Here is a 19,398-nt window from a genome sequence, read left to right as displayed (position 1 = left end):
GTGGGACAGGGGAAGGTCAGCCGGCGTACGGGTCCGGCACGGTGCCCGGGCGGGCCAGGAACTCGAAGTCGCAGCCGGTGTCGGCCTGCGTGATCTGCTCGTTGTAGAGGGCGCCGTAGCCGCGCTCGTACCGGGCGGGCGGCGGGGTCCACGCGGCCCGCCTGCGGTCCAGCTCCTCGTCGTCCACGTGGAGGTGGAGGCTGCGGGCGTCGACGTCCAGGGTGATGAGGTCGCCGGTGCGGACCAGCGCCAGCGGGCCGCCGATGTGCGACTCCGGGGCCACGTGCAGCACGCAGGCGCCGTAACTCGTGCCGCTCATGCGGGCGTCGGAGATCCGGACCATGTCCCGCACGCCTTGCTTCAGCAGGTGGTCCGGTATCGGCAGCATGCCGTACTCGGGCATGCCCGGGCCGCCCTTGGGCCCGGCGTTGCGCAGCACCAGCACGCTGTCGGCGGTGATGCCGAGTGACGGGTCGTTGATGGTGCGCTGCATGGTCCGGTAGTCGTCGAAGACGACGGCCGGGCCGGTGTGCTCGAGCAGGCGGGGCTCGGCGGCGATGTGCTTGATGACCGCGCCGTCCGGGCAGAGGTTGCCGCGCAGCACGGCGACCCCGCCCTCGGTCGCGACCGGGTTGTCCCGGGGCCGGATGACGTCGTCGTCGTGCACCTGCGCGCCCTTGAGCTGCTCGCGCAGGGTGTCGTGGGACACCGTCGGCCGGTCCAGGTGGAGCAGGTCGGTGATCCGGGAGAGGAAGCCGGGCAGGCCGCCCGCGAAGTGGAAGTCCTCCATCAGGTACCTCTGGCCGCCGGGGCGGACGTTGGCGAGGACCGGGACCGTGCGGGCGATGCGGTCGAAGTCGTCCAGGGTGAGCCGGACGCCCGCCCGGCCGGCCATGGCGATCAGGTGGATCACGGCGTTGGTGGAGCCGCCGAGGCCGAGCACGGTGGTGACGGCGTCCTCGAAGGCCTCGCGGGTGAGGATGTCGGTGAGCCTGCGCCCCATGTGGACTTGTTCAACGATCCTCATGCCGGATCGTGCCGCCATCCGATCGTGCCCGGAGTCCACCGCCGGGATGCTGGACGCGCCCGGCACGGTCACCCCGAGCGCCTCGGCGGCGGCGGTGAGCGTGGACGCCGTGCCCATCGTCATGCAGTGGCCGGGCGAGCGGGCCAGGCCGCTCTCCAGCTCGGCCATCTCGCAGTCACCGATGAGGCCGGCCCGCTTGTCGTCCCAGTACTTCCACATGTCGGTGCCGGAGCCGAGGACCTCACCGCGCCAGTGGCCCGGGAGCATGGGGCCGGCGGGCACGAAGACGGCGGGCAGGCCGACGGAGGCGGCGCCCATCAGCAGCGCCGGCGTGGACTTGTCGCAGCCGCCCATGAGGACCGCGCCGTCGACCGGGTAGGAGCGCAGCAGCTCCTCGGTCTCCATGGCGAGCAGGTTGCGGTAGAGCATGGGGGTCGGCTTCTGGAAGGTCTCGCTGAGGGTGGAGACCGGGAATTCCAGCGGGAAGCCGCCCGCCTGCCACACCCCGCGCTTGACGGCCTGGGCGCGGTCGCGGAGGTGGACGTGGCAGGGGTTGATGTCGGACCAGGTGTTGAGGATCGCGATGACCGGCTTGCCGAGGTGCTCCTCGGGCAGGTAGCCGAGCTGGCGGGTACGGGCGCGGTGGCTGAAGGAGCGGAGCCCGTCGGTGCCGTACCACTGGTGGCTGCGCAGCTCCTCGGGCCTCTTGCGGGATGCGTTCACGGGCTTCTCGTGGGGTGCGTTCATATGGACCACCCGGCGGCGATGGCGGCGACCTCGGCGCGCTCGCCCTCGGGCAGCGGCCTGCTCGGCGGGCGGACGTCCCGGCGGCACAGGCCGAGCGCGGCCAGGGCCTCCTTGACGACGGTGACGTTGTTGGCGTTGCCGTGCGCGGCGCGCAGTTCCTCGAAGCGGCGGATCTGCTCCCAGACCTTCATGGCGGCCGGGTAGTCGCCGGAGCGCAGCGCCTCGATCATGTTCAGCGAGACGGCCGGGGCGACGTTCACGAGTCCTGAGGTGAAGCCGGTGGCGCCGGCGGAGAAGTAGGAGGGCGCGTACGGCTCGGCGAGGCCGGCGACCCATACGAAGCGGTCGAGGCCCGCGTCCCGGGCGAAGGCGGCGAACCGGGCGGCGTCCGGGACGGCGTACTTGACGCCGATGACGTTCGGGCAGTGGTCGGCGAGTTCGGCGAGCCGGGCGCCGGGCAGCTGGGCGTTGCGCAGGTACGGCACCACGCCCAGCTCCGGGACGGCCTCGGCGATGGCCCGGTGGTAGTCGACCCAGCCGGCCGCCGAGACGTACGGGTGCACGGGCTGATGGACCATCACCATCTGGGCGCCGAGGTCGCGGGCGTGCCGGGCGGAGGCGATGGCGGTGGGCAGGTCGTGCCCGACCCCGACCAGCAGGGTGGCCCGGTCGCCGGCCTCCTCGACGGTCAGCTCGGTGACCAGACGGCGCTCCTCGGGGGTGAGGGCGTAGAACTCGCCGGTGTTGCCGCCCGGGGTGAGGGTCCTGATCCCGCCGTCGAGCAGGCGACGCAGCAGGGCCCGGTGGGTCTCCCGGTCGACGGAGCCGTCCTCGGCGAACGGGGTCACCGGGATGGCCACCACGTCGGCCAGGGCCGCCCGTTGACGCTCGAACGTCACGCTGCTCATTTCTGGCCCTCCTCTGGGCGGGGCTCGGGGAACGCACGGCGTACGAAGGACGCGATGTGGGCGTGCAGGGCGTTCGCGGCGCCGTCCGCGTCACCGTCCAGCGCGAGCCGCAGGATCTCCCGGTGTTCGGCGGCCTCCCGCTCCCAGGAGGGGTCGGCGGCCCAGGCGACGGCGGAGACGAGGGCGGCCTGGTCGCGGAGCGCGTCCAGCATCCGGCTGAGCAGCGGGTTGCCGCACGGCACGTAGAGGGCGCGGTGGAACTCCCGGTTGGCGAGTGAGCGTTCGGCGGTGTCGGTGGCGGTGTCGGCGCGGGTCAGCGCGTCCCGGGCGGCGTCGAGGGAGGCGCCTCGCGCGACGGCCCGGCGCAGGGCCTCGGGTTCGAGCAGCAGCCGTACGTCGTAGACCTCGTGCGCCATGTCCGCGTCCACCATGCGCACCGTGACGCCCTTGTACTGGCTCATCACCACCAGGCCGGTCCCGGCGAGGGTCTTCAGCGCCTCGCGCACCGGGGTCTTGGACACCCCGAACTGCGCGGCCAGCTCCGTCTCGACCAGGGCCTGACCGGGTGTCAGCCGCCCGGTGAGGATGCGGTGTTTGATCGCGTCGAGCACGTACTGCGTGCGGGACGGGATCGGGGTGGGCACAGAGGTCATGCGGCCCTCTCGGATCTCACATATCGCGTCTCATATATGACGTACGAAGTACGACGCGTTGAAGGTAGGAGGGGGCCCTGGTTTCGTCAATGCTTCTGACAAAGGAAGTTGGGGTGCGCTCGGACGTGGGTGACGAGCAGTTCCCGCACGCGTGTCGACGTCCGGCACCGCCCGGTCGGCCGGAGCCGAGACGGGGGGAGAGCGGCGTGCAGATGGGAGGTCCAGATCGCGGTGAGCCGCGCCGGATCCGTGTGCCGCTGCAACGCGGCGAACGTACCGGGCCCAGCGTCCACCCCCACCTCGGCGCCCCCGCCGGACAGCGGATGACCGGAGCAGGGCCGGTCGGGGCCCGGGTGCGGTGAGGCGGTACCGAGGACGGTGAGGGTGAGCGACATGGGAAGGAGCGCGCGACGGCTCGCTCCGGCGCCGGTCAGATCTCCATCACCGCGTCGCAGTCCGAGCACACCAGGGACGCGTACGCGTCGGGGTACCACGGCTCGTCAGGGCGCCGGGAAGACATCCGGGGAGCTTTCGCCATGGCGAAGGTGTCCTTGCCGCACAGGGTCCGCGGGCCCGCGGCGTCGGACCTGCCGGGGGCGGCGGGCGCCGCGTGCACCCTGCGGGGGACCCGTTCCGCGTCGGGCGGTCGGTCCGCGGGGGTGCGTGCGGACACGGGCTGCTCGAGCTCGTAGAGGACGACGATCTCGCTCATGTCTCCACCCTAGGCGCGGCGGCCCGGACCGGCCGCGTTCACCCGCCGGTGGCGCTGGGCAGGCCGAGTTCGCGGCCGCGGTAGAAACCTTCGCGCTCCTCGGCGACGTACGGGGCCATGGCCGCCCGCCGCCGCGCCTCCGGCTCGGAGGCCCGCCACGCGTCGCATGCCTCCTGGGAGTCCCAGAACGACACTCCGGTGACCTCCTGTCCGTCCTCGGACCAGTAGGCGTAGGCCCGGTGCAGGCCCTGCGGTGCGGGCTCCGGGCGCCACGCCGTCTCGAAGTCCTCCAACGTGCCCGGCTTGAGCCGGCGCGTCGTCACCCACACGTAGTGCTCCTGCATGGTGATCTCCTCCGTACCCGTTCGGCTTGCCCCCTCTCAGGGGCACCGTAGGCCGGATGCGCCGCTTTCGCCGCCCGGCGACCGCCGGCCGGCCCCCGGGTCCGGCCCTATGGGGTCAGGCCCGGTGCGGCCACCCCGGGTCCCGCCCGCTGAGGCCGACCGCCCGGTCAAGCGGGGGCGCCTCGGCCGGGACCGGGACGACCGGGCCGAAGAGGCCGTTGCCGCGGTCGGGGTCGTCGGCCGCGGCCCGGAGGAAGGTGAGGGCCGAGTCGAGGGCGGCCGGGTCCGGGGCGTAGTCCTGGCCGGTGGCGCGGGCCAGGTCCCAGCCGTGGATCACCAGCTCGTCGGCGACGACGGCGCCCGCGACCGCGGCCGGCAGGTCCACCCCGCCGGCGCGGGTGTCGCCGGTCCAGGCGGCCGGGTCGCGCCAGGCGTCGGCCAGCTCGTCCAGCACCTTCGGCAGCTCCTCGCGCCAGCCGGGGCCGATGTCCCAGGCGGTGGCGTTCGGGTTGGTGTCGGTCGTCGCGCCGAGATCCTTGCGGGCGGCGTCACGGAAGGCCACGGACAGCGTCAGCAGGTGGCCCAGCAGGTTGCGCACCGCGTGGTCCGGGCACGGTGTGGCGGCGGTCAGCTGCTCGTCGGTCACCGACTCCGCGAGCCGGGCCACGATCCTGGTCTGCGGGCCGAGGTCCACCATGGTCATGCTCACTCCTTCAGGGTCGCGCTCTCCGTACGAAGGGCTGACCGGCGGGCTCCCGGAAACTCATCGGTGCGGTGCGCCCACTCCCACGGCGCACGGCCGCCGCCGAGGCACCAGACGGCGATCACCGGGTCGCACAGCGCGCAGCCGAACGACGAGTCGTGGGCGAAGGGGATGATCGGGTGACCTTTGAGGTGGTGGACGACGTCCCACGCGGTGTGCAGCAGCCAGCCGACGCCGATGAAGGCCCAGGAGTCCAGGCCCTTGTAGGCGACGTAGGTGGCGACGGCCGCGAACGCGAACTCCCAGCCGCCCAGACCGCCGCCGCTGAGGTAGGCGGCTCCGGCCCCGGCGACCATGACCGCGTTGAGGCGGCGCCGGTGGCGTTCCGGGACGAGGGACATGAGGGTGACGTAGAGCAGGCCTATGAGTAGGGGGGCGAGGTAGCGCATGCGGTCGACGGTAGGTTTCCGGGCCCGGGCGCCCCAGGGGCGTCAGTGCCAGGTTCCGACGGATTGTCGCCGCCGCGCGCATGGCTCTTGGTGATCCGGGCTGTTCGCCGCACACGCCTAGGGCACCTGCCCGATCCGCGGCCCCCCGCCTTAGGCGCACGATGACCGGGCATGACGACTTCCTGGACCGTGTCCCGCGTGCTGCGGGACCGCAACGCGGGGCTGTGTCTGACCGGCCTGGTGGTGTCCGCCTTCGGCACCTCCTCGCTGTGGCTGGCGTCGGGTGTGTGGGTGAAGGAGCTGACCGGGTCGGACGGGCTGGCCGCCCTGTGCCTGCTCGCGATGTGGGCACCCACCCTCGCCGGCCCGGCGCTCGGCACGCTCGCCGACCGGTTCCGCCGAAAGCCCCTGCTCATCACGGTGAACCTGGGCCTCGCGGCACTGCTGCCCGCCCTGTTCGCCGTCGACTCCCCCGGCCGCCTGTGGCTGCTGTTCGCCGTGCTGGTGGTGTACGGCGCCGCCGGTGCCGTCCATGAGGCCGCCGAGTCGGCGCTGATGACGGCGGCGGTCGGCCCGGAGCTGCTCGGTGACGTCAACGGGCTGCGGATGACGCTCACCGAGGGCATGAAGCTCGTCGCCCCGCTGACCGGGGCGGGCCTCTACGCGGCCCTCGGCGGCCCGGCCGTGGCCTGCCTGGACGCCGCCACCTTCCTGCTCGCCGCCGGGCTGTGCGGCCTGCTGCGGGTGCGCGAGGAGCGGCCCGTGCTCTCCGGCGCCGGCTGGCGGGAGCAGACGGCGGAAGGGGTCCGGCACCTGTGGGGCCACCCCGTGCTGCGCCCGCTGGTCCGGGCGGGCGGTACGACCATGCTGCTGACGGCGCTGAGCGGCACCACGGTGTACGCCGTGGTCGACCGCCTCGGCCACTCCCCCGCCTACACGGGCGTGCTGTACGCCGCCCAGGGCGCCGGTTCGGTGGCGGCCGGGCTGCTCGCCGGCCCGGCGCTGCGGCGGCTGGGCGGCCGGCGGTTCGCGGCGGCGGGGATCGCGCTGACCGGGGTCGCGGTGGTGGCGCGGGCCGTGCCCTGGGACCCGGTGGCGCTGGCCACCAGCGCGGCCAGTGGTCTGGGCCTGCCCTGTGTGCTGATCGCCGCGCTCACAGCGGTCCAGCGGGAGACCCCCGGCCCGCTGCTCGGCCGGGCGACGGCCACCGCCGGCACACTGCTCTTCACCCCGAACGTGCTCGGCCTCGCCCTGGGGGCCGGCCTGGTCGAACTGGCCGGCCCCGGGCTGCTGTTGCCGCTCTACGGCGTGGCGCTGCTCCTGACGGCGCTGCCGCTGGCTCAGCGCGCGGAAAGCGCCTCGCGGACCGCCGCCAAGTCCCCGTCCGACGCCAACCCGGCGTGATACAGCCGCAGTTCCGTCGCGCCCTCGGCACGCGCGCGTACCGCGTCCGCCGCGAGCGTGCCGGGGCTGCCGCCCATCCCCGCGACGACCGTGAAGTTGGCGGCCAGCACCGTGCCCTCTCGCGCCTGCCCGGCGAAGGGCGCCAGCAGGGCCGTACCGCCGGTGCAGGGCACCACCACGCCGTCGGCCACGGACAGGATGTGGGCGGGGTCGACGCCCACGTTGGCGCCGCAGTGATAGGAGACCGGGTCGGCGTGCAGCAGGATCTGGAAGCCCTCCGGCGCGGCGGCGCGTACGGCGGTGACGGCCTCCTCCTGGAGGGTGCGGGCGGTGGTGTCGCGCCACGCGCGCGTGGCGGCCGCCGTGTCCTCGCCGAGCAGCTTCCGCACCGTCGGCCAGCCCTCGTCGTCCACCGCGCCCCGCCACAACGGCTCCAGCGCCTCGCGTACGGCCCCGGCCAGCGCGTCGGCGTCCAGGCCTTGTTCGCCGTAGCCGGTGCGACAGGACGGGCAGAAGCACAGGGACATCAGGTACTGCCCGGCGTCCCCGAGGCCGACGCCGGCGGTCTTGTCGTGGGCGTGCAGATGCTGGAGTCCGTACCAGCCGAGGGACTCCAGTTCGGTGCCGTGCGCGCCGGGGCGTACGGCGGCCTCGGCGGCCAGGTCGACCAGGTACGCGCGCGTGGCGGGCTGGGCGACGCAGGGGGCCCACGGGTAGCGGTCGCCGTAGGCGTTGACGACCGAGGTGTCCGGATGCTCGGCGCCCAGGCGGGAGCTGTGGGCGAGGACGACCCAGGTGTGCACCTCCAGGCCGGCCGCGGCGAGGGCTTCGGCGGCCTCGCCGTAGGCGTTGCCAGGGGCCCAGCGGCCGGCGGGGTACGGCCGCAGGCCGCGGCCGGCCCAGCGGTCGCCCGGCGCGTAGAGGACGGCCGCGTACTCGGCGGTGACGATGCGGTGGCGGGGGTGGCGGGGGGTGAGGGCGCGGGTGGAGTGGTAGGCGGAGGCCAGGGTCACCTGCTCCACTCCGAGTCCGGCGATCCGCTCCGGGGCGGCGGGGTCCCCGTTGACGTCCCAGGGGTAGACGAACGCCGACGCCTTCACGCGTCCTCCTTCGGCAGGGCGTGGCGGTGCTCGCTCACGCGCCCCTTCGGCAGGGCGTGGCCGTGCTCGCTCACGCGTTCTCCTCCAGCAGCTCGTAGCCGCGTTCGATCAGCTGGGCGAGCTGTTTGACATGGTCCTCGGCCGGCTCGTGCAGCGGGGGCCGGACCTCGCCGACGTCCAGGCCGCGCAGCCGTACGCCGGCCTTGACGAGGGAGACGGCGTACCCGCGGCCCTGGGCGCGCAGTTCCACGAACGGGCGGTAGAAGCCGTCCAGGAGGCGGTGGGCGGTGGGCAGGTCGCCCGTCTCCAGGGCGCGGTGGAAGGCGAGGGCGATCTCCGGCGCGAAGCAGAACACCGCGGAGGAGTACAGGGTGATGCCGAGGGCGCGGTAGGCGAGCTGGGTCTGCTCGGCGGTGGGCAGACCGTTGAAGTACAGGAAGTCGCCGGGGACCTCGGTGCGGACGGCGCTGACGATCCGCTGCATGAGGTCCAGGTCGCCGAGGCCGTCCTTGAGGCCGATGACGCCCTCGGTGCGGGCCAGCTGGACCACGGTCGCCGGGGTGAAGACGGCGTTGTCGCGCTGGTAGACGATCACGGGCAGCTCGGTGGCCGCGGCGACCTCCCGGTAGTGCCGCAGCAGGCCCTCCTGGCCGGCGAGCACGAGGTACGGCGGCATGGCGAGGAGGCCGTCGGCGCCCGCACCGGCGGCGAGACGGGCGTAGCGGACGGCGAGGGCGGTGCCGTAACCGGCGCCCGCGACGACCGGGACGCGCCCTTCGGCCGCCTCGACGGCCACCCGGACGCAGGCCTCGAACTCCTCCGGCAGCAGCGCGTGGAACTCCCCGGTGCCGCAGCAGGCGAAGACGGCGGCGGCACCGGCCGCGACACCGCGGCGCACATGGGTGCGGTAGGCGTCCAGGTCGATTGAGCCGCCGGGGCCGTAGGCCGTGACGGGGAAGAACAGCGGCCCGCGCGGATCGCTGAGCCGTTCGGTCAGAGGGGCTGGCGTCACGGACTCTCCCTTGAGACACGCCGGTGCATGTTTCTGATCCACGTCCATATTTCTGAACGTGGCCACGCTAAGGGGCCTGCTTGTGGCAGGTCAAGCAGGCAAACTCGCACGACCGGCAGCGAATTCACCGACATCACGCCACACTTGACGGTGCCGGGCGAACTCTCTAGCGTGTCCACGTATGTGAATACCGGCCACAAGGAGAACCGAGGATGCCCGCTCCCCGCACGATCCTGCTCACCGGCGCCGCCGGCGGGCTCGGCACCCTGATGCGGTCCCTGCTGCCGGAGTACGGCTACACGCTGCGCCTGTTCGACGTGCGCCCCATCGAGGGCGAGCCGGACGCCATCACGGCGGACCTCGTCGACACGGAGGCGCTGCGCGAGGCGGTGCGGGGCGTGGACGCCATCCTGCACCTCGCGGGGATCTCCCTGGAAGCGCCCTTCGAGAAGATCCTGAAGTCGAACATCGAGGGCACCTACAACCTGTACGAGGCCGCCCGCCAGGAGGGCGTGCCGCGGATCGTCTTCGCCTCCTCCAACCACGCCGTCGGCTTCACGCCGGCCCCGCGCGCGGGCGAGCCGCCGATCCCGATCGACACCCCGCGCCGCCCGGACACCTTCTACGGCCTGTCGAAGTCCTTCGGCGAGGACCTGGCCCAGCTCTACTGGAACAAACACGGCCTGGAGACCGTCTCCGTGCGCATCGGCTCCTGCTTCCCGGAGCCCACCAGCGTCCGCATGCTCTCGGTGTGGATGAGCCCGGCCGACGGCGCCCGGCTCTTCCACGCGGCCCTGACCGCCGAGGAGGTCGGCCACACGGTCGTCTACGGCTCCTCCGCCAACACCCGCCTGTGGTGGGACCTGACCACCGCGCGGGCGCTCGGCTACGACCCCCGGGACGACTCGGAGCCGTACGCCGAGAAGCTCATCGCCGAGCAGGGCGAGCTGGACCCGGAGAACCCGGCCCACAGCCACCTGGGCGGGCACTTCGTGAACGACCCGCCGATCTGGCCGTACTGACCCCCTTCGCCGACCCCCGGGTGGCTCCCGGCGGCCGGAAACGATCGTCCACGCGCGCGGGCGGGCACCGAACGGGCCCGCCCGCCGCCGTGTCCGGGCATCCGCCGTGCCCGATCCCACCCCGCGCCGAACAGCCGCGCAGGTCCGCGGCGGGCACGGCCCGTGCGAAGCGGGCCCAAGCGGGCAGTATCGGGCCCGCAACAGACCTGGTCAGCGCCGCGCACCGGCGGTAGAACTTCCCCCATGGGCCCGAACGGGCAGTTCCACAGGGAAGTGGGTGACGACATGACCACCAGGACGGCGGAAGAACGCCAGCGCGAGATCGTGCGGGCCGCCCGCGCCACCGGCTCCGTGGACGTCACCGCGCTCGCCGCCGCACTGGGCGTGGCCAAGGAGACCATCCGGCGCGATCTGCGCGCCCTGGAGGACCACGGCCTGGTCCGCCGCACCCACGGCGGCGCCTATCCGGTGGAGAGCGCCGGGTTCGAGACGACGCTCGCCTTCCGCGCCACCAGTCATGTGCCCGAGAAGCGCCGGATCGCCGCCGCGGCGGCCGAGCTGCTCGGGGACGCCGAGACGGTCTTCGTCGACGAGGGCTTCACCCCGCAGCTCATCGCCGAGGCACTGCCCAGGGACCGGCCGCTGACCGTGGTCACCGCGTCCCTGCCGGTCGCGGGCGCCCTCGCGGAGGCCGACCAGGTCTCCGTGCTGCTGCTCGGCGGCCGGGTCCGCTCCGGCACGCTGGCCACCGTCGACCACTGGACGACGAAGATGCTGGCCGGCTTCGTGATCGACCTCGCCTACATCGGGGCCAACGGCATCTCCCGCGAACACGGCCTGACCACTCCCGATCCGGCGGTCAGCGAGGTGAAGGCGCAGGCGGTCCGGGCCTCCCGCCGTACGGTCTTCGCGGGCGTGCACACCAAGTTCGGCGCGGTGAGCTTCTGCCGGTTCGCGGAGATCGGCGCCCTGGAGGCGATCGTGACCAGCACCCTGCTCCCGGCCGCCGAGGCCCACCGCTACTCCCTGCTGGGCCCGCAGGTCATCCGGGTCTGATTTTCCACCTTGCCCTCTCCACCGGGGCGTTCCTCACCCCCGAGCGCCCCTTATGCCCCCTTTCCCATCTTTTCAGGAGCGATCCATGCGCACCCCGAGCCGACGGAGGCCGCGAGCCACGCTCGCCCTGGCCGCCGCAGGGACGCTGCTCGCCCCGCTGCTCTCCGGCTGCTGGGCCGGTGCCGGCGGGACCGGTTCCGGCGGCGACTCCATCAACGTCCTGATGGTCAACAACCCCCAGATGACCGAGTTGCAGAAGCTGACCGCCGCCCACTTCACCAAGGACACCGGCATCAAGGTCAACTTCACGGTCCTGCCCGAGAACGACGTCCGCGACAAGATCAGCCAGGACTTCGCCAACCAGGCCGGCCAGTACGACGTGGCCACCCTGTCCAACTACGAGATACCGATCTACGCCCGCAACGGCTGGCTGCGCGAGATGAACCCCTACGTCGCGAAGGACCCGTCGTACGACGAGCAGGACGTGCTGAAGCCGATGCGCCAGTCCCTCACCGGCGACGACGGCAAGCTCTACGGACAGCCCTTCTACGGCGAGTCGTCCTTCCTCATGTACCGCAAGGACGTCTTCGCGGCGAAGGGCCTGACCATGCCCGACCGTCCCACCTGGCAGCAGGTCGCCGACCTGGCCGCCGAGGTGGACGGCGCCCGGCCCGGCATGCGGGGCATCTGCCTGCGCGGGCTGCCCGGCTGGGGCGAGCTGATGGCACCGCTGACCACGGTCGTGAACACCTTCGGCGGCACCTGGTTCGACAAGGACTGGAAGGCGCGGCTGGACTCCCCGGCCTTCGCGAAGGCGACGAAGTTCTATGTCGACCTCGTCCGCGAGCACGGCGAGTCCGGCGCCGCCCAGTCCGGCTTCGCCGAATGCCTGAACAACATGACCCAGGGCAAGGTCGCCATGTGGTACGACGCCACTTCCGCGGCGGGACTGCTGGAGGCGGCCGACTCCCCGGTCAAGGGGAAGCTCGGCTACGCCCCCGCCCCCGTCGAGCGCACCGAGTCCTCCGGCTGGCTCTACACCTGGGCCTGGGGCATCCAGCAGGCCTCCCGCAACCCCGACAAGGCCTGGAAGTTCGTCTCCTGGGCGTCGGGCAAGGGCTACGAGCGGCTGGTCGGCGAGACCAGCGGCTGGTCGAACGTCCCGGCGGGCAAGCGGGCCTCGACCTACACCAACGCCGACTACCGGAAGTCGGCCGCCGCGTTCCAGGAGATGACCAAGGAGGCCATCGAGAGCGCCCGGCCGAACGACCCCGGCGTGCAGCCCCGGCCCGCGCCCGGCATCCAGTTCGTCGGCATCCCCGAGTTCACCGATCTCGGCACCAAGGTCTCCCAGGAGATCAGCGCGGCCATCGCCGGACGCCAGTCCGTGGGCGCGGCCCTGAAGAAGTCGCAGGCGCTCGCCGAGAAGATCTCCGAGGAGTACGAGGGACGATGACAGCGACGACCACGGCCCCCCTCACGGCCACACCCACCCGGACGGTCAGGCAGCCCCCGGCCCGGCTGCGCGCCTGGGCCACCCGCGCCCCGCTGCTGCCGGCCCTCGTCTTCATGATCGTGGTGACCCAGCTGCCCTTCGTGGCCACGCTGGTGATCTCCTTCTTCGACTGGAACGCCCTCTATCCGAAGGCCCGCCGCTTCACCGGCCTGGACAACTACCGCCAGGTGCTCACCGACGCCGACCTGCGCCACTCGGTGTGGACGACCGTGCTGCTCACGGCGGCCGTGGTGCTGGCCAGCCTGGTCCTCGGGCTGGCGCTGGCGCTGCTGCTGGACCGGCGGTTCCGCGGCCGGGGCATTGTCCGCACCCTGCTCATCGCCCCCTTCCTGGTGGTGCCGGTGGCCGCCGCCCTGCTCTGGAAGCATGTGCTCTACAACCCTGAATACGGCTTGTTGAACGGGTTGTTGCACTATGTGGGCGGTCCACAGCCGGACTGGGTGTCCCGCACCCCGCTGCTCGCGGTCGAGGCCTCCCTGGTGTGGCAGTGGACGCCGTTCATGATGCTGATCCTGCTGGCCGGGTTGCAGAGCCGGGACCAGCAGCAGATCGAGGCCGCGCGGGTCGACGGCGCGAGCGACTGGCAGATCTTCCGCCATCTGACCCTGCCCCACCTGCGCCGCTACCTGGAACTGGGCGCGCTGCTCGGGTCGATCTACATCGTCCAGAACTTCGACGCGGTCTTCACCATCACGTCCGGCGGCCTGGGCACCGCCAACCTGCCCTACACCGTCTACCAGAGCTTCTACCAGGCCCACGAGAACGGCCTGGCCTCGGCCGCCGGCGTCCTGGTGGTCATCGGCTCGATCGTCATCGCGACCTTCGCCCTGCGCGTGGTGTCGTCCCTGTTCCGCGAGGAGGTGTCCCGCGCATGACCGCCGTACTGCGCCGGGGCGGGCTCGGCCTGGTGGCCTGGCTGGCCGGCATCGTCTTCTTCCTGCCCATCGCGTGGATGGCCCTGACGTCCTTCCACTCCGAGGCGGACGCGGCGACCAACCCGCCGTCCTTCACCGCCGCGTTGACACTCGACGGGTACCGCGAGTTCTTCGGCAGCGGCGGCGGGGCGAGCCCGTGGCCCGCGCTGATCAACTCCACGGTGGCATCGGTCGCCTCGACGCTCCTGGTCCTGCTGCTGGCCCTCCCGGCGGCCTACGCGCTGTCGATCCGGCCGGTGAAGAAGTGGACCGACGTCCTGTTCTTCTTCCTCTCCACCAAGATGCTGCCGGCCGTGGCGGGCCTGCTGCCGATCTACCTCTTCGCCAAGAACGCCGGGATGCTCGACAACATCTGGCTCCTGGTCATCCTCTACACCTCCATGAACCTGCCGATCGCGGTGTGGATGATGCAGTCCTTCCTCGCCGAGGTGCCGGTCGCGGTCATCGAGGCGGCGCGGGTGGACGGCGCCCGTCTTCCGGTCATCCTCGCGCGCGTGGTGGCCCCGATCGCCCTGCCCGGCATCGCCGCGACCGCCCTGATCTGCTTCATCTTCAGCTGGAACGAACTGCTCTTCGCCCGAGTCCTGACGGGCGTGGTCGCCGAGACCGCCCCCGTCTTCCTGACCGGCTTCATCACCAGCCAGGGCCTGTTCCTGGCCAAGGTGTGCGCCGCGTCGCTCGTCATCTCCCTGCCGGTGCTCGCCGCGGGGTTCGCCGCCCAGGACAAGCTGGTCCAGGGCCTGTCGTTGGGAGCCGTGAAATGAAGGCCGCCGTCATCGAGTCCGTGGGCCGTGCCGTCGTCACCGAGGTGCCCGACCCGACGCCGGGCCCCCGCGAGGTGGTCGTCCAGGTCGCGGCCTGCGGCCTGTGCGGCACCGATCTGCACATCCTCCAGGGCGAGTTCGCGCCCAAGCTGCCGATCGTCCCCGGGCACGAGTTCGCGGGCGAGGTCGTCGGCGTCGGCACCCAGGTCACCGAGGTGGCCGTCGGCGACCGGGTGGCCGTGGACCCCTCGCTGTACTGCTACGAGTGCCGGTACTGCCGTACCGGCCACAACAACCTGTGCGAGCGGTGGGCCGCGATCGGCGTGACGACGGCGGGCGGCGCCGCGCGGTACGCGCTCGCCCCGGTCGCCAACTGCGTGAAACTGCCCGACCACGTCCGCACCGAGGACGCGGCCCTGGTGGAGCCCCTGTCCTGCGCGGTCCGAGGTTACGACGTCCTCCGGTCCCGCCTGGGCTCCCACGTCCTGATCTACGGCTCCGGGACCATGGGCCTGATGATGCTGGAGCTGGCCAAGCGGACCGGCGCGGCGAGCGTGGACGTGGTCGATGTGAACCCGGCCCGCCTGGAGACGGCCCGTCTGCTCGGCGTCTCGGCGTCCGCGGCGAACGCCGACGAACTGGACCGCCCGCAGGGCTGGGACGTGGTGATCGACGCGACCGGCAACGCGGCGGCGATCCAGGACGGCCTGGACCGGGTGGCCAAGGCGGGCACGTTCCTCCAGTTCGGGGTGGCGGACTACGCGACCCGCGTGACGATCGACCCGTACCGGATCTACAACCAGGAGATCACGATCACCGGCTCCATGGCGGTGCTGCACAGCTTCGAGCGGGCGGCGGAGCTGTTCGCGAACGGCGTGCTGGACCCGGGCGTCTTCATCAGCGACCGGATCCCGCTGGAGCGGTACCCGCAGGCGCTGGAGCAGTTCGCGGCGGGGGTGGGGCGCAAGATCGTGGTCGTGCCCTGAGCCGATCGGGGATGGGTAAGGGAACGGTAAAGCGGTGTCGTTCGTTCTCCCGGCATGACAGCTATGACCCCTGGCTCGAACATCCCTCTCTCGGCCGCGCGCGTGACGGTGGACGTCTCCGCTCCGGTGCGGCTCGACGTGTCGGGCCTGCTGCTCACCGGCGACGGCAAGGTGCGCTCCGACGACGACTTCATCTTCTACAACCAGCCCACCGGGCCGGGCGTGACGTACCGGTCGGGTGGCGGTACGGCACCGGACGCGGTCACCGTCGACACCGCCGCCGTACCGCCGGAGATCGAGAAGATCGTCGTCACGGCCAGCCCGGACGCGGCCGGCCAGACCTTCCAGGGCATCGAGCCGACGGCCACGATCCGGGAAGCGGACGGCGGCGCCGTACTGGCGACGTTCACGCCGCCGCAGCTCGGCAGCGAGACGGCGCTGGTGGTCGTGGAGATCTACCGCCGGGGCGGCCAGTGGAAGGCGCGGGCCGTCGGGCAGGGGTACGCCAACGGGCTCGCGGGCATCGCGACCGACTTCGGCGTGACGGTGGAGGAGCCGGCCGCGGCCCCCGTGGCTCCGCCGCAGCCGGCCGCCACCGCCACTCCGCCGCAGCCCGCCGCCGCCCCGCCGCAGCCGACGGCCCCGCCGTCCGCTCCCGCGCCGGGCGCCGGGAAGATCAACCTGGACAAGGGCCGGGTCAGCCTCCAGAAGAACCAGACCGTGTCCCTCATCAAGGGCGGCCGGCCGCTGCTCTCCCAGGTGCGGATGGGCCTCGGCTGGGAGCCGGCGTTCCGGGGCAAGGACATCGACCTGGACGCATCGGTCATCGCCTACGGCCCGCAGCGCAACCACATCGACAGCTGCTACTTCGGCAAGCTGACGATCCTGAACGGCGCGATCCGGCACTCCGGGGACAACCTGACCGGCGAGGGCGGGGGCGACGACGAGGTCATCACGGTCGACCTCGGCCGGCTGCCCCAGGACGTCACCGGGCTGGTCTTCACCGTGAACTCCTTCTCCGGCCAGAAGTTCACGGAGGTCGCCAAGGCGTACTGCCGTCTGGTCGACGCCTTCTCGGGCGAGGAGCTGGTCCGTTTCGACCTCACCGGCGCGGAGCCCCGGACGGGCGTCGTGATGGCCAAGCTCGTCCGCCAGTTCTCCGGCGAGTGGGACATGACGGCGCTGGGCGAGTTCGTGAAGGCCCGCACCGTACGGAACATGGTGGAGCCGGGGGCGAGGGCTCTGTAGTCCAGCGACCGCCGCTGCGGGCAGTCGTGCCTCCCCCAGTGCCTCAAGGGCCTGGGGAGGCACCCCGCCGACGCGGGCAAGCGCCCCCAGCCTGAGCCGACCGCACCGGAAAGCGCGCTCAGCCGGCCCGCAGTCCCTCCGTCAGCAGCCCCAGATACCGCCGGATCTCCCGCTCCCCCACCCCGGCCAGCTCCGCCGCCGAAGCCACCCCGTGGGCCAGGCGCAGCACCTCGATCGGCTCGACGTCCCCCCGCAGCGCACCCGCCGCCTGTGCTGCCTCCACGAGCCGGGTCGCCGCTCCCTTCACGACGGGCCCGCAGGCCGTCAGCGTCGCCGCGCTGCTCTGCTCCGTCACCGCAGAGTTGAGCAGGGCTTTCATCCCGCGCACCTGAAGGGCGCCGACCGCCAGCTCGTACAGCCACTCCATGAGCGCCTCGCCCGGCGGCCGTTCCTTCGCCAGCTCGTCGGCGCGCGCCCCGAGCGCCTCGATCCGGTCCACGTACGCCGCCTCCAGCAGCGCATGCCGGGTCGGGAAGTGCCGGTAGAGCGTGCCCGAGCCGACGCCCGCCCGCTTGGCGATGTCGTCGAGTGACGCGTTCTCCCCATGCTCGGCGAAGGCCTCGGCCGCCACCTTCAGCAGCCGCTCGTAGTTGCGCCGAGCGTCCGCGCGCATGGGCCTGCCCTGCGTCATCCACTCACTCCTTGCAAACCGGGGACCCCCTCCGCATCTTGTCGAGCACTGAACGGAGACAGTCTCCGCTTGCCGCCCGTAGTGCTCCGTGGGCAGCTCATCCCTGCCCGCGCCACCGGCGCGGCTCGGCACCACGCTCCTCGTCATCGTCACCGCCTACCTGATGGTCGGCGTCGACTCCCCCGTCGTCAACGTAGCGCTGCCGGATGCCTGCTCCTGGCGGCGACGGCCCTGACCGGCCGACGCCAGGCCGCTTAGAGCCGGAGACGGCCGCTCAAGAGCCCGGGACGGCTGTTCAGGTCAGCCACGGCCAGCGGCCGTCCCGGCCGCTCTCCAGCAGCGGGACCATGCGGAACGCGGCGTCGGAGAGCCCGCCGAAGGTGTGCCGGTTCCCCGTGCCCGACGGGCCGTGGCCCGCCCGGTAGCCCTCCAGGTTCCAGGTGTAGACCGGGACGTGGTCCGGTATCCGGGCGGTCGGGCCGCCGTGCCGGTGCGGGGCGTACTGCTCGTCGGTGACGATCAGCACCCGGTCGTGCCCCTGGTAGTGCCGGCGTACCGCCTCGGTGGTGTCGGTACCGCCGAGATCCCCGAAGCGCTCCAGGACCTTCAGTACCGACTCGCCCGTACGGAACGTCACCTTCTCGCTGGTCGATCCGAACTGGACGAGATCGGCGTCCGCCGCCCGCAGTGCGAGGGCGGTGCCGAAGACGGCCGCCGCGTCGGCCCGGCTCAGCTCGGACCGCTCGGACACCGGCGACCAGAACATCGAGCCGGAACGGTCGACCAGCACGAGGGTACGGCCCGGCAGCGCGGGCACGTTGGCCAGCGAGTGGCCGAGCGCCCGCTCCAGTGGGTAGGACCAGCGCAGCGAGGGCGCGTGCCGGTGGGCGGCCAGGTAGCGGAAGGGGAACTGCCGCGAGCGGCGCACCTCCGCCGGATCGCTGATCTTCGCCGCGATCCGGGCGGCGACCTCGTCCGACACCCCGGCCTCGTCGAAGTTCCGCAGGTTGCGGACGAGTGCCATCGCGCCCATGGACGGGATCACGGCCTCCCAGGCCGCCTTGTCCATCGGCCCCTGGAGCCAGCCGGCCAGCGCCTCCCAGGTGACGCCGGCCGCCGCCAGCCGCTCGACGCCGTCGGGCGAGGTGACGACCTCCCGCCGCCGCTCGACGGGCAGCGCCATCAGTTCGCGGTGCAGGCCGAGCGCCGGCAGCGACGCGGGCGGGACGGCGGTGTCCGGGTGGTGACGCCGGTCGAGGGCGTACCGGAACAGGTCGCCCTGCCACGGGATGTCAGGGTCCGGCGCGGCGTGCACGAGGTTGAGGACGTCACCGAAGCGGTAGCCCTTGGACAGGGTGTCGTACTTGAGCAGCGACCTGACGTGGTAGAGCCGTCGTACGGCGTCGGCGACACCGCGCTTGACGGGCTTGGGCAGGGCGCGGCCGTACGTGGACGTCCAGTACGCGAGCAGTTCGCCGGGCTCGTCCGGACGCTGGAGCACGGAGGCCACGACCTGCCGGTTCGACGGGCCGTCGGTCGCCCCGGCCGTGAGCCGCGCGTGCACGTACTCGGCGGCGCCCACGATGGAGGCGGTGCGCATGCTGGCGTCCCCGCGCAGCCAGCCGAGCAGGCCGGCCGTCCACTGCGGGTCGCTGACGGCGAGGTCGCGGACGAGGCGGGTGAAGCGGGCGTCGCGGGCGGAGCCGCTCTCGTAGAAGGTGTCCCGGGTGACGAAGTGGGAGACGGCGAGCAGGAAAAGCTCCGAGCGCGGCTCGCGCTCCTGGCCCCGGCCGCCCTCGTAGGTCCGCAGAACGCGTCCCGTCGACGTCACCGCCGACGTGGGCCGCGCCCTCGCGGCACGTGTGTTGAATCGCGCCATGATGAAATCCCCCCGAATTCATGGACTGTTCGGAGGAAGGCGCGGCACATGGAGGGTGTCCGAGATCAGGAGTCGGCGGCGGACTTTTACCCAGATGCTCTACCGATTGAGCTACACCGACCCGAAGTCGATGACGGGACTCGAACCCGCAACCGTCCGATCCGATGAAGTAACCGCTGCCTGCGCACCGGACACCCACCATGTGCCACGCCTCCCGAGATCAGGTCGGCGGCGGTTGTGGA

The 19,398-nt window shown here is 72.4% G+C and carries 20 protein-coding genes and 1 pseudogene; 9 read left to right on the top strand and 12 right to left on the bottom strand.

What is annotated here, in order from left to right:
- Nucleotides 1-16: 16 nt before the first annotated feature.
- From araD to ACZ4WH_RS12830, 8 genes and pseudogenes are all read right to left on the bottom strand, one after another.
- Nucleotides 17-1,774, bottom strand: a complete 1,758-nt coding sequence (gene araD / locus ACZ4WH_RS12865) for an L-arabinonate dehydratase (RefSeq protein ID WP_468179600.1) — start codon at nucleotides 1,772-1,774, stop codon at nucleotides 17-19.
- A complete protein-coding gene (locus ACZ4WH_RS12860) occupies nucleotides 1,771-2,682 on the bottom strand; it encodes a dihydrodipicolinate synthase family protein (RefSeq protein WP_468179598.1) in 912 nt (303 codons plus the stop codon). Before ACZ4WH_RS12860 ends, araD begins: the two co-directional genes overlap by 4 nt.
- Entirely contained in the window at nucleotides 2,679-3,335 is a 657-nt protein-coding gene (locus ACZ4WH_RS12855; RefSeq protein ID WP_468179596.1) for a GntR family transcriptional regulator, read from the bottom strand. Before ACZ4WH_RS12855 ends, ACZ4WH_RS12860 begins: the two co-directional genes overlap by 4 nt.
- Before the next feature lie 203 nt (nucleotides 3,336-3,538).
- A pseudogene (locus ACZ4WH_RS12850) lies at nucleotides 3,539-3,730 on the bottom strand (MBL fold metallo-hydrolase); the annotation flags it as partial.
- A gap of 35 nt (nucleotides 3,731-3,765) precedes the next feature.
- The gene (locus ACZ4WH_RS12845) at nucleotides 3,766-4,047 is read right to left on the bottom strand and encodes a hypothetical protein (protein WP_468179594.1); all 282 of its coding nucleotides are present in this window, start codon (nucleotides 4,045-4,047) and stop codon (nucleotides 3,766-3,768) included.
- Nucleotides 4,048-4,085: 38 nt separating this feature from the next.
- On the bottom strand, nucleotides 4,086-4,391 hold the full coding sequence (locus tag ACZ4WH_RS12840) for a hypothetical protein (RefSeq protein WP_468179593.1): 306 nt from the start codon (nucleotides 4,389-4,391) through the stop codon (nucleotides 4,086-4,088).
- 115 nt (nucleotides 4,392-4,506) lie between these two features.
- Nucleotides 4,507-5,094, bottom strand: a complete 588-nt coding sequence (locus ACZ4WH_RS12835) for a TIGR03086 family metal-binding protein (protein ID WP_468179591.1) — start codon at nucleotides 5,092-5,094, stop codon at nucleotides 4,507-4,509.
- A 2-nt stretch (nucleotides 5,095-5,096) separates the two neighbouring features.
- Entirely contained in the window at nucleotides 5,097-5,543 is a 447-nt protein-coding gene (locus tag ACZ4WH_RS12830) for a DUF6010 family protein (protein WP_468179589.1), read from the bottom strand.
- Nucleotides 5,544-5,714: 171 nt separating this feature from the next.
- Between ACZ4WH_RS12830 and ACZ4WH_RS12825 the strand changes: the two genes are divergently transcribed.
- Entirely contained in the window at nucleotides 5,715-6,947 is a 1,233-nt protein-coding gene (locus tag ACZ4WH_RS12825) for an MFS transporter (protein ID WP_468179587.1), read from the top strand.
- On the opposite strand, the gene ACZ4WH_RS12820 is transcribed toward ACZ4WH_RS12825, so the two are convergent.
- Entirely contained in the window at nucleotides 6,884-8,047 is a 1,164-nt protein-coding gene (locus ACZ4WH_RS12820) for a hypothetical protein (RefSeq protein WP_468179586.1), read from the bottom strand. The two genes, ACZ4WH_RS12825 and ACZ4WH_RS12820, sit on opposite strands and share 64 nt — an antisense overlap.
- Nucleotides 8,048-8,117: 70 nt before the next feature.
- Nucleotides 8,118-9,059 (bottom strand): 5-dehydro-4-deoxyglucarate dehydratase, encoded by a 942-nt coding sequence (locus tag ACZ4WH_RS12815; protein ID WP_468179584.1) that lies wholly within the window; start codon nucleotides 9,057-9,059, stop codon nucleotides 8,118-8,120.
- Between the two features lie 212 nt (nucleotides 9,060-9,271).
- Between ACZ4WH_RS12815 and ACZ4WH_RS12810 the strand changes: the two genes are divergently transcribed.
- The 7 genes from ACZ4WH_RS12810 (at nucleotide 9,272) to ACZ4WH_RS12780 (ending at nucleotide 16,586) form a co-directional block, all read left to right on the top strand.
- Nucleotides 9,272-10,081 (top strand): NAD-dependent epimerase/dehydratase family protein, encoded by an 810-nt coding sequence (locus tag ACZ4WH_RS12810; protein WP_468179582.1) that lies wholly within the window; start codon nucleotides 9,272-9,274, stop codon nucleotides 10,079-10,081.
- 285 nt (nucleotides 10,082-10,366) lie between these two features.
- The gene (locus ACZ4WH_RS12805; protein ID WP_468179580.1) at nucleotides 10,367-11,137 is read left to right on the top strand and encodes a DeoR/GlpR family DNA-binding transcription regulator; all 771 of its coding nucleotides are present in this window, start codon (nucleotides 10,367-10,369) and stop codon (nucleotides 11,135-11,137) included.
- Between the two features lie 85 nt (nucleotides 11,138-11,222).
- Nucleotides 11,223-12,593 carry an ABC transporter substrate-binding protein gene (locus tag ACZ4WH_RS12800; RefSeq protein WP_468179578.1) on the top strand — a complete coding sequence of 457 codons (1,371 nt, stop codon included), beginning with the start codon at nucleotides 11,223-11,225 and terminating at the stop codon, nucleotides 12,591-12,593.
- The gene (locus ACZ4WH_RS12795; RefSeq protein ID WP_468179576.1) at nucleotides 12,590-13,528 is read left to right on the top strand and encodes a carbohydrate ABC transporter permease; all 939 of its coding nucleotides are present in this window, start codon (nucleotides 12,590-12,592) and stop codon (nucleotides 13,526-13,528) included. The genes ACZ4WH_RS12800 and ACZ4WH_RS12795 overlap by 4 nt, the downstream gene beginning before the upstream one ends.
- Nucleotides 13,525-14,352, top strand: coding sequence for a carbohydrate ABC transporter permease (locus ACZ4WH_RS12790; RefSeq protein WP_468179574.1), 828 nt, complete (start codon nucleotides 13,525-13,527; stop codon nucleotides 14,350-14,352). Before ACZ4WH_RS12795 ends, ACZ4WH_RS12790 begins: the two co-directional genes overlap by 4 nt.
- Nucleotides 14,349-15,338 (top strand): zinc-dependent alcohol dehydrogenase family protein, encoded by a 990-nt coding sequence (locus ACZ4WH_RS12785; RefSeq protein WP_468179572.1) that lies wholly within the window; start codon nucleotides 14,349-14,351, stop codon nucleotides 15,336-15,338. Before ACZ4WH_RS12790 ends, ACZ4WH_RS12785 begins: the two co-directional genes overlap by 4 nt.
- A 63-nt stretch (nucleotides 15,339-15,401) precedes the next feature.
- The gene (locus ACZ4WH_RS12780) at nucleotides 15,402-16,586 is read left to right on the top strand and encodes a TerD family protein (protein WP_468179570.1); all 1,185 of its coding nucleotides are present in this window, start codon (nucleotides 15,402-15,404) and stop codon (nucleotides 16,584-16,586) included.
- A 118-nt stretch (nucleotides 16,587-16,704) separates the two neighbouring features.
- Here ACZ4WH_RS12780 and ACZ4WH_RS12775 read toward each other — a convergent pair whose 3' ends face one another.
- On the bottom strand, nucleotides 16,705-17,277 hold the full coding sequence (locus tag ACZ4WH_RS12775) for a TetR/AcrR family transcriptional regulator (protein ID WP_468179568.1): 573 nt from the start codon (nucleotides 17,275-17,277) through the stop codon (nucleotides 16,705-16,707).
- A gap of 88 nt (nucleotides 17,278-17,365) precedes the next feature.
- Between ACZ4WH_RS12775 and ACZ4WH_RS12770 the strand changes: the two genes are divergently transcribed.
- On the top strand, nucleotides 17,366-17,512 hold the full coding sequence (locus ACZ4WH_RS12770; RefSeq protein WP_468179793.1) for a hypothetical protein: 147 nt from the start codon (nucleotides 17,366-17,368) through the stop codon (nucleotides 17,510-17,512).
- Nucleotides 17,513-17,572: 60 nt separating this feature from the next.
- Here ACZ4WH_RS12770 and ACZ4WH_RS12765 read toward each other — a convergent pair whose 3' ends face one another.
- Complete coding sequence (locus ACZ4WH_RS12765; RefSeq protein WP_468179566.1) at nucleotides 17,573-19,156, bottom strand: TROVE domain-containing protein; 1,584 nt, start codon at nucleotides 19,154-19,156, stop codon at nucleotides 17,573-17,575.
- Nucleotides 19,157-19,398: the final 242 nt, after the last annotated feature.

The sequence above is a fragment of the Streptomyces sp. NPDC029138 genome (assembly GCF_055564375.1).
The sequence above is the reverse complement of the archived record's forward strand: the minus strand, read 5'-3'. Positions and strand labels throughout refer to the sequence as shown.

What these genes read in the sequence shown, in the direction of transcription:
- araD (WP_468179600.1), bottom strand. Translation starts at nt 1,774, where the DNA reads ATGAACGCACCCCACGAGAAGCCCGTGAACGCATCCCGCAAGAGGCCC.
- ACZ4WH_RS12860 (WP_468179598.1), bottom strand. Translation starts at nt 2,682, where the DNA reads ATGAGCAGCGTGACGTTCGAGCGTCAACGGGCGGCCCTGGCCGACGTG.
- ACZ4WH_RS12855 (WP_468179596.1), bottom strand. Translation starts at nt 3,335, where the DNA reads ATGACCTCTGTGCCCACCCCGATCCCGTCCCGCACGCAGTACGTGCTC.
- ACZ4WH_RS12845 (WP_468179594.1), bottom strand. Translation starts at nt 4,047, where the DNA reads ATGAGCGAGATCGTCGTCCTCTACGAGCTCGAGCAGCCCGTGTCCGCA.
- ACZ4WH_RS12840 (WP_468179593.1), bottom strand. Translation starts at nt 4,391, where the DNA reads ATGCAGGAGCACTACGTGTGGGTGACGACGCGCCGGCTCAAGCCGGGC.
- ACZ4WH_RS12835 (WP_468179591.1), bottom strand. Translation starts at nt 5,094, where the DNA reads ATGACCATGGTGGACCTCGGCCCGCAGACCAGGATCGTGGCCCGGCTC.
- ACZ4WH_RS12830 (WP_468179589.1), bottom strand. Translation starts at nt 5,543, where the DNA reads ATGCGCTACCTCGCCCCCCTACTCATAGGCCTGCTCTACGTCACCCTC.
- ACZ4WH_RS12825 (WP_468179587.1), top strand. Translation starts at nt 5,715, where the DNA reads ATGACGACTTCCTGGACCGTGTCCCGCGTGCTGCGGGACCGCAACGCG.
- ACZ4WH_RS12810 (WP_468179582.1), top strand. Translation starts at nt 9,272, where the DNA reads ATGCCCGCTCCCCGCACGATCCTGCTCACCGGCGCCGCCGGCGGGCTC.
- ACZ4WH_RS12805 (WP_468179580.1), top strand. Translation starts at nt 10,367, where the DNA reads ATGACCACCAGGACGGCGGAAGAACGCCAGCGCGAGATCGTGCGGGCC.
- ACZ4WH_RS12800 (WP_468179578.1), top strand. Translation starts at nt 11,223, where the DNA reads ATGCGCACCCCGAGCCGACGGAGGCCGCGAGCCACGCTCGCCCTGGCC.
- ACZ4WH_RS12795 (WP_468179576.1), top strand. Translation starts at nt 12,590, where the DNA reads ATGACAGCGACGACCACGGCCCCCCTCACGGCCACACCCACCCGGACG.
- ACZ4WH_RS12790 (WP_468179574.1), top strand. Translation starts at nt 13,525, where the DNA reads ATGACCGCCGTACTGCGCCGGGGCGGGCTCGGCCTGGTGGCCTGGCTG.
- ACZ4WH_RS12785 (WP_468179572.1), top strand. Translation starts at nt 14,349, where the DNA reads ATGAAGGCCGCCGTCATCGAGTCCGTGGGCCGTGCCGTCGTCACCGAG.
- ACZ4WH_RS12780 (WP_468179570.1), top strand. Translation starts at nt 15,402, where the DNA reads ATGACCCCTGGCTCGAACATCCCTCTCTCGGCCGCGCGCGTGACGGTG.
- ACZ4WH_RS12775 (WP_468179568.1), bottom strand. Translation starts at nt 17,277, where the DNA reads ATGACGCAGGGCAGGCCCATGCGCGCGGACGCTCGGCGCAACTACGAG.
- ACZ4WH_RS12765 (WP_468179566.1), bottom strand. Translation starts at nt 19,156, where the DNA reads ATGGCGCGATTCAACACACGTGCCGCGAGGGCGCGGCCCACGTCGGCG.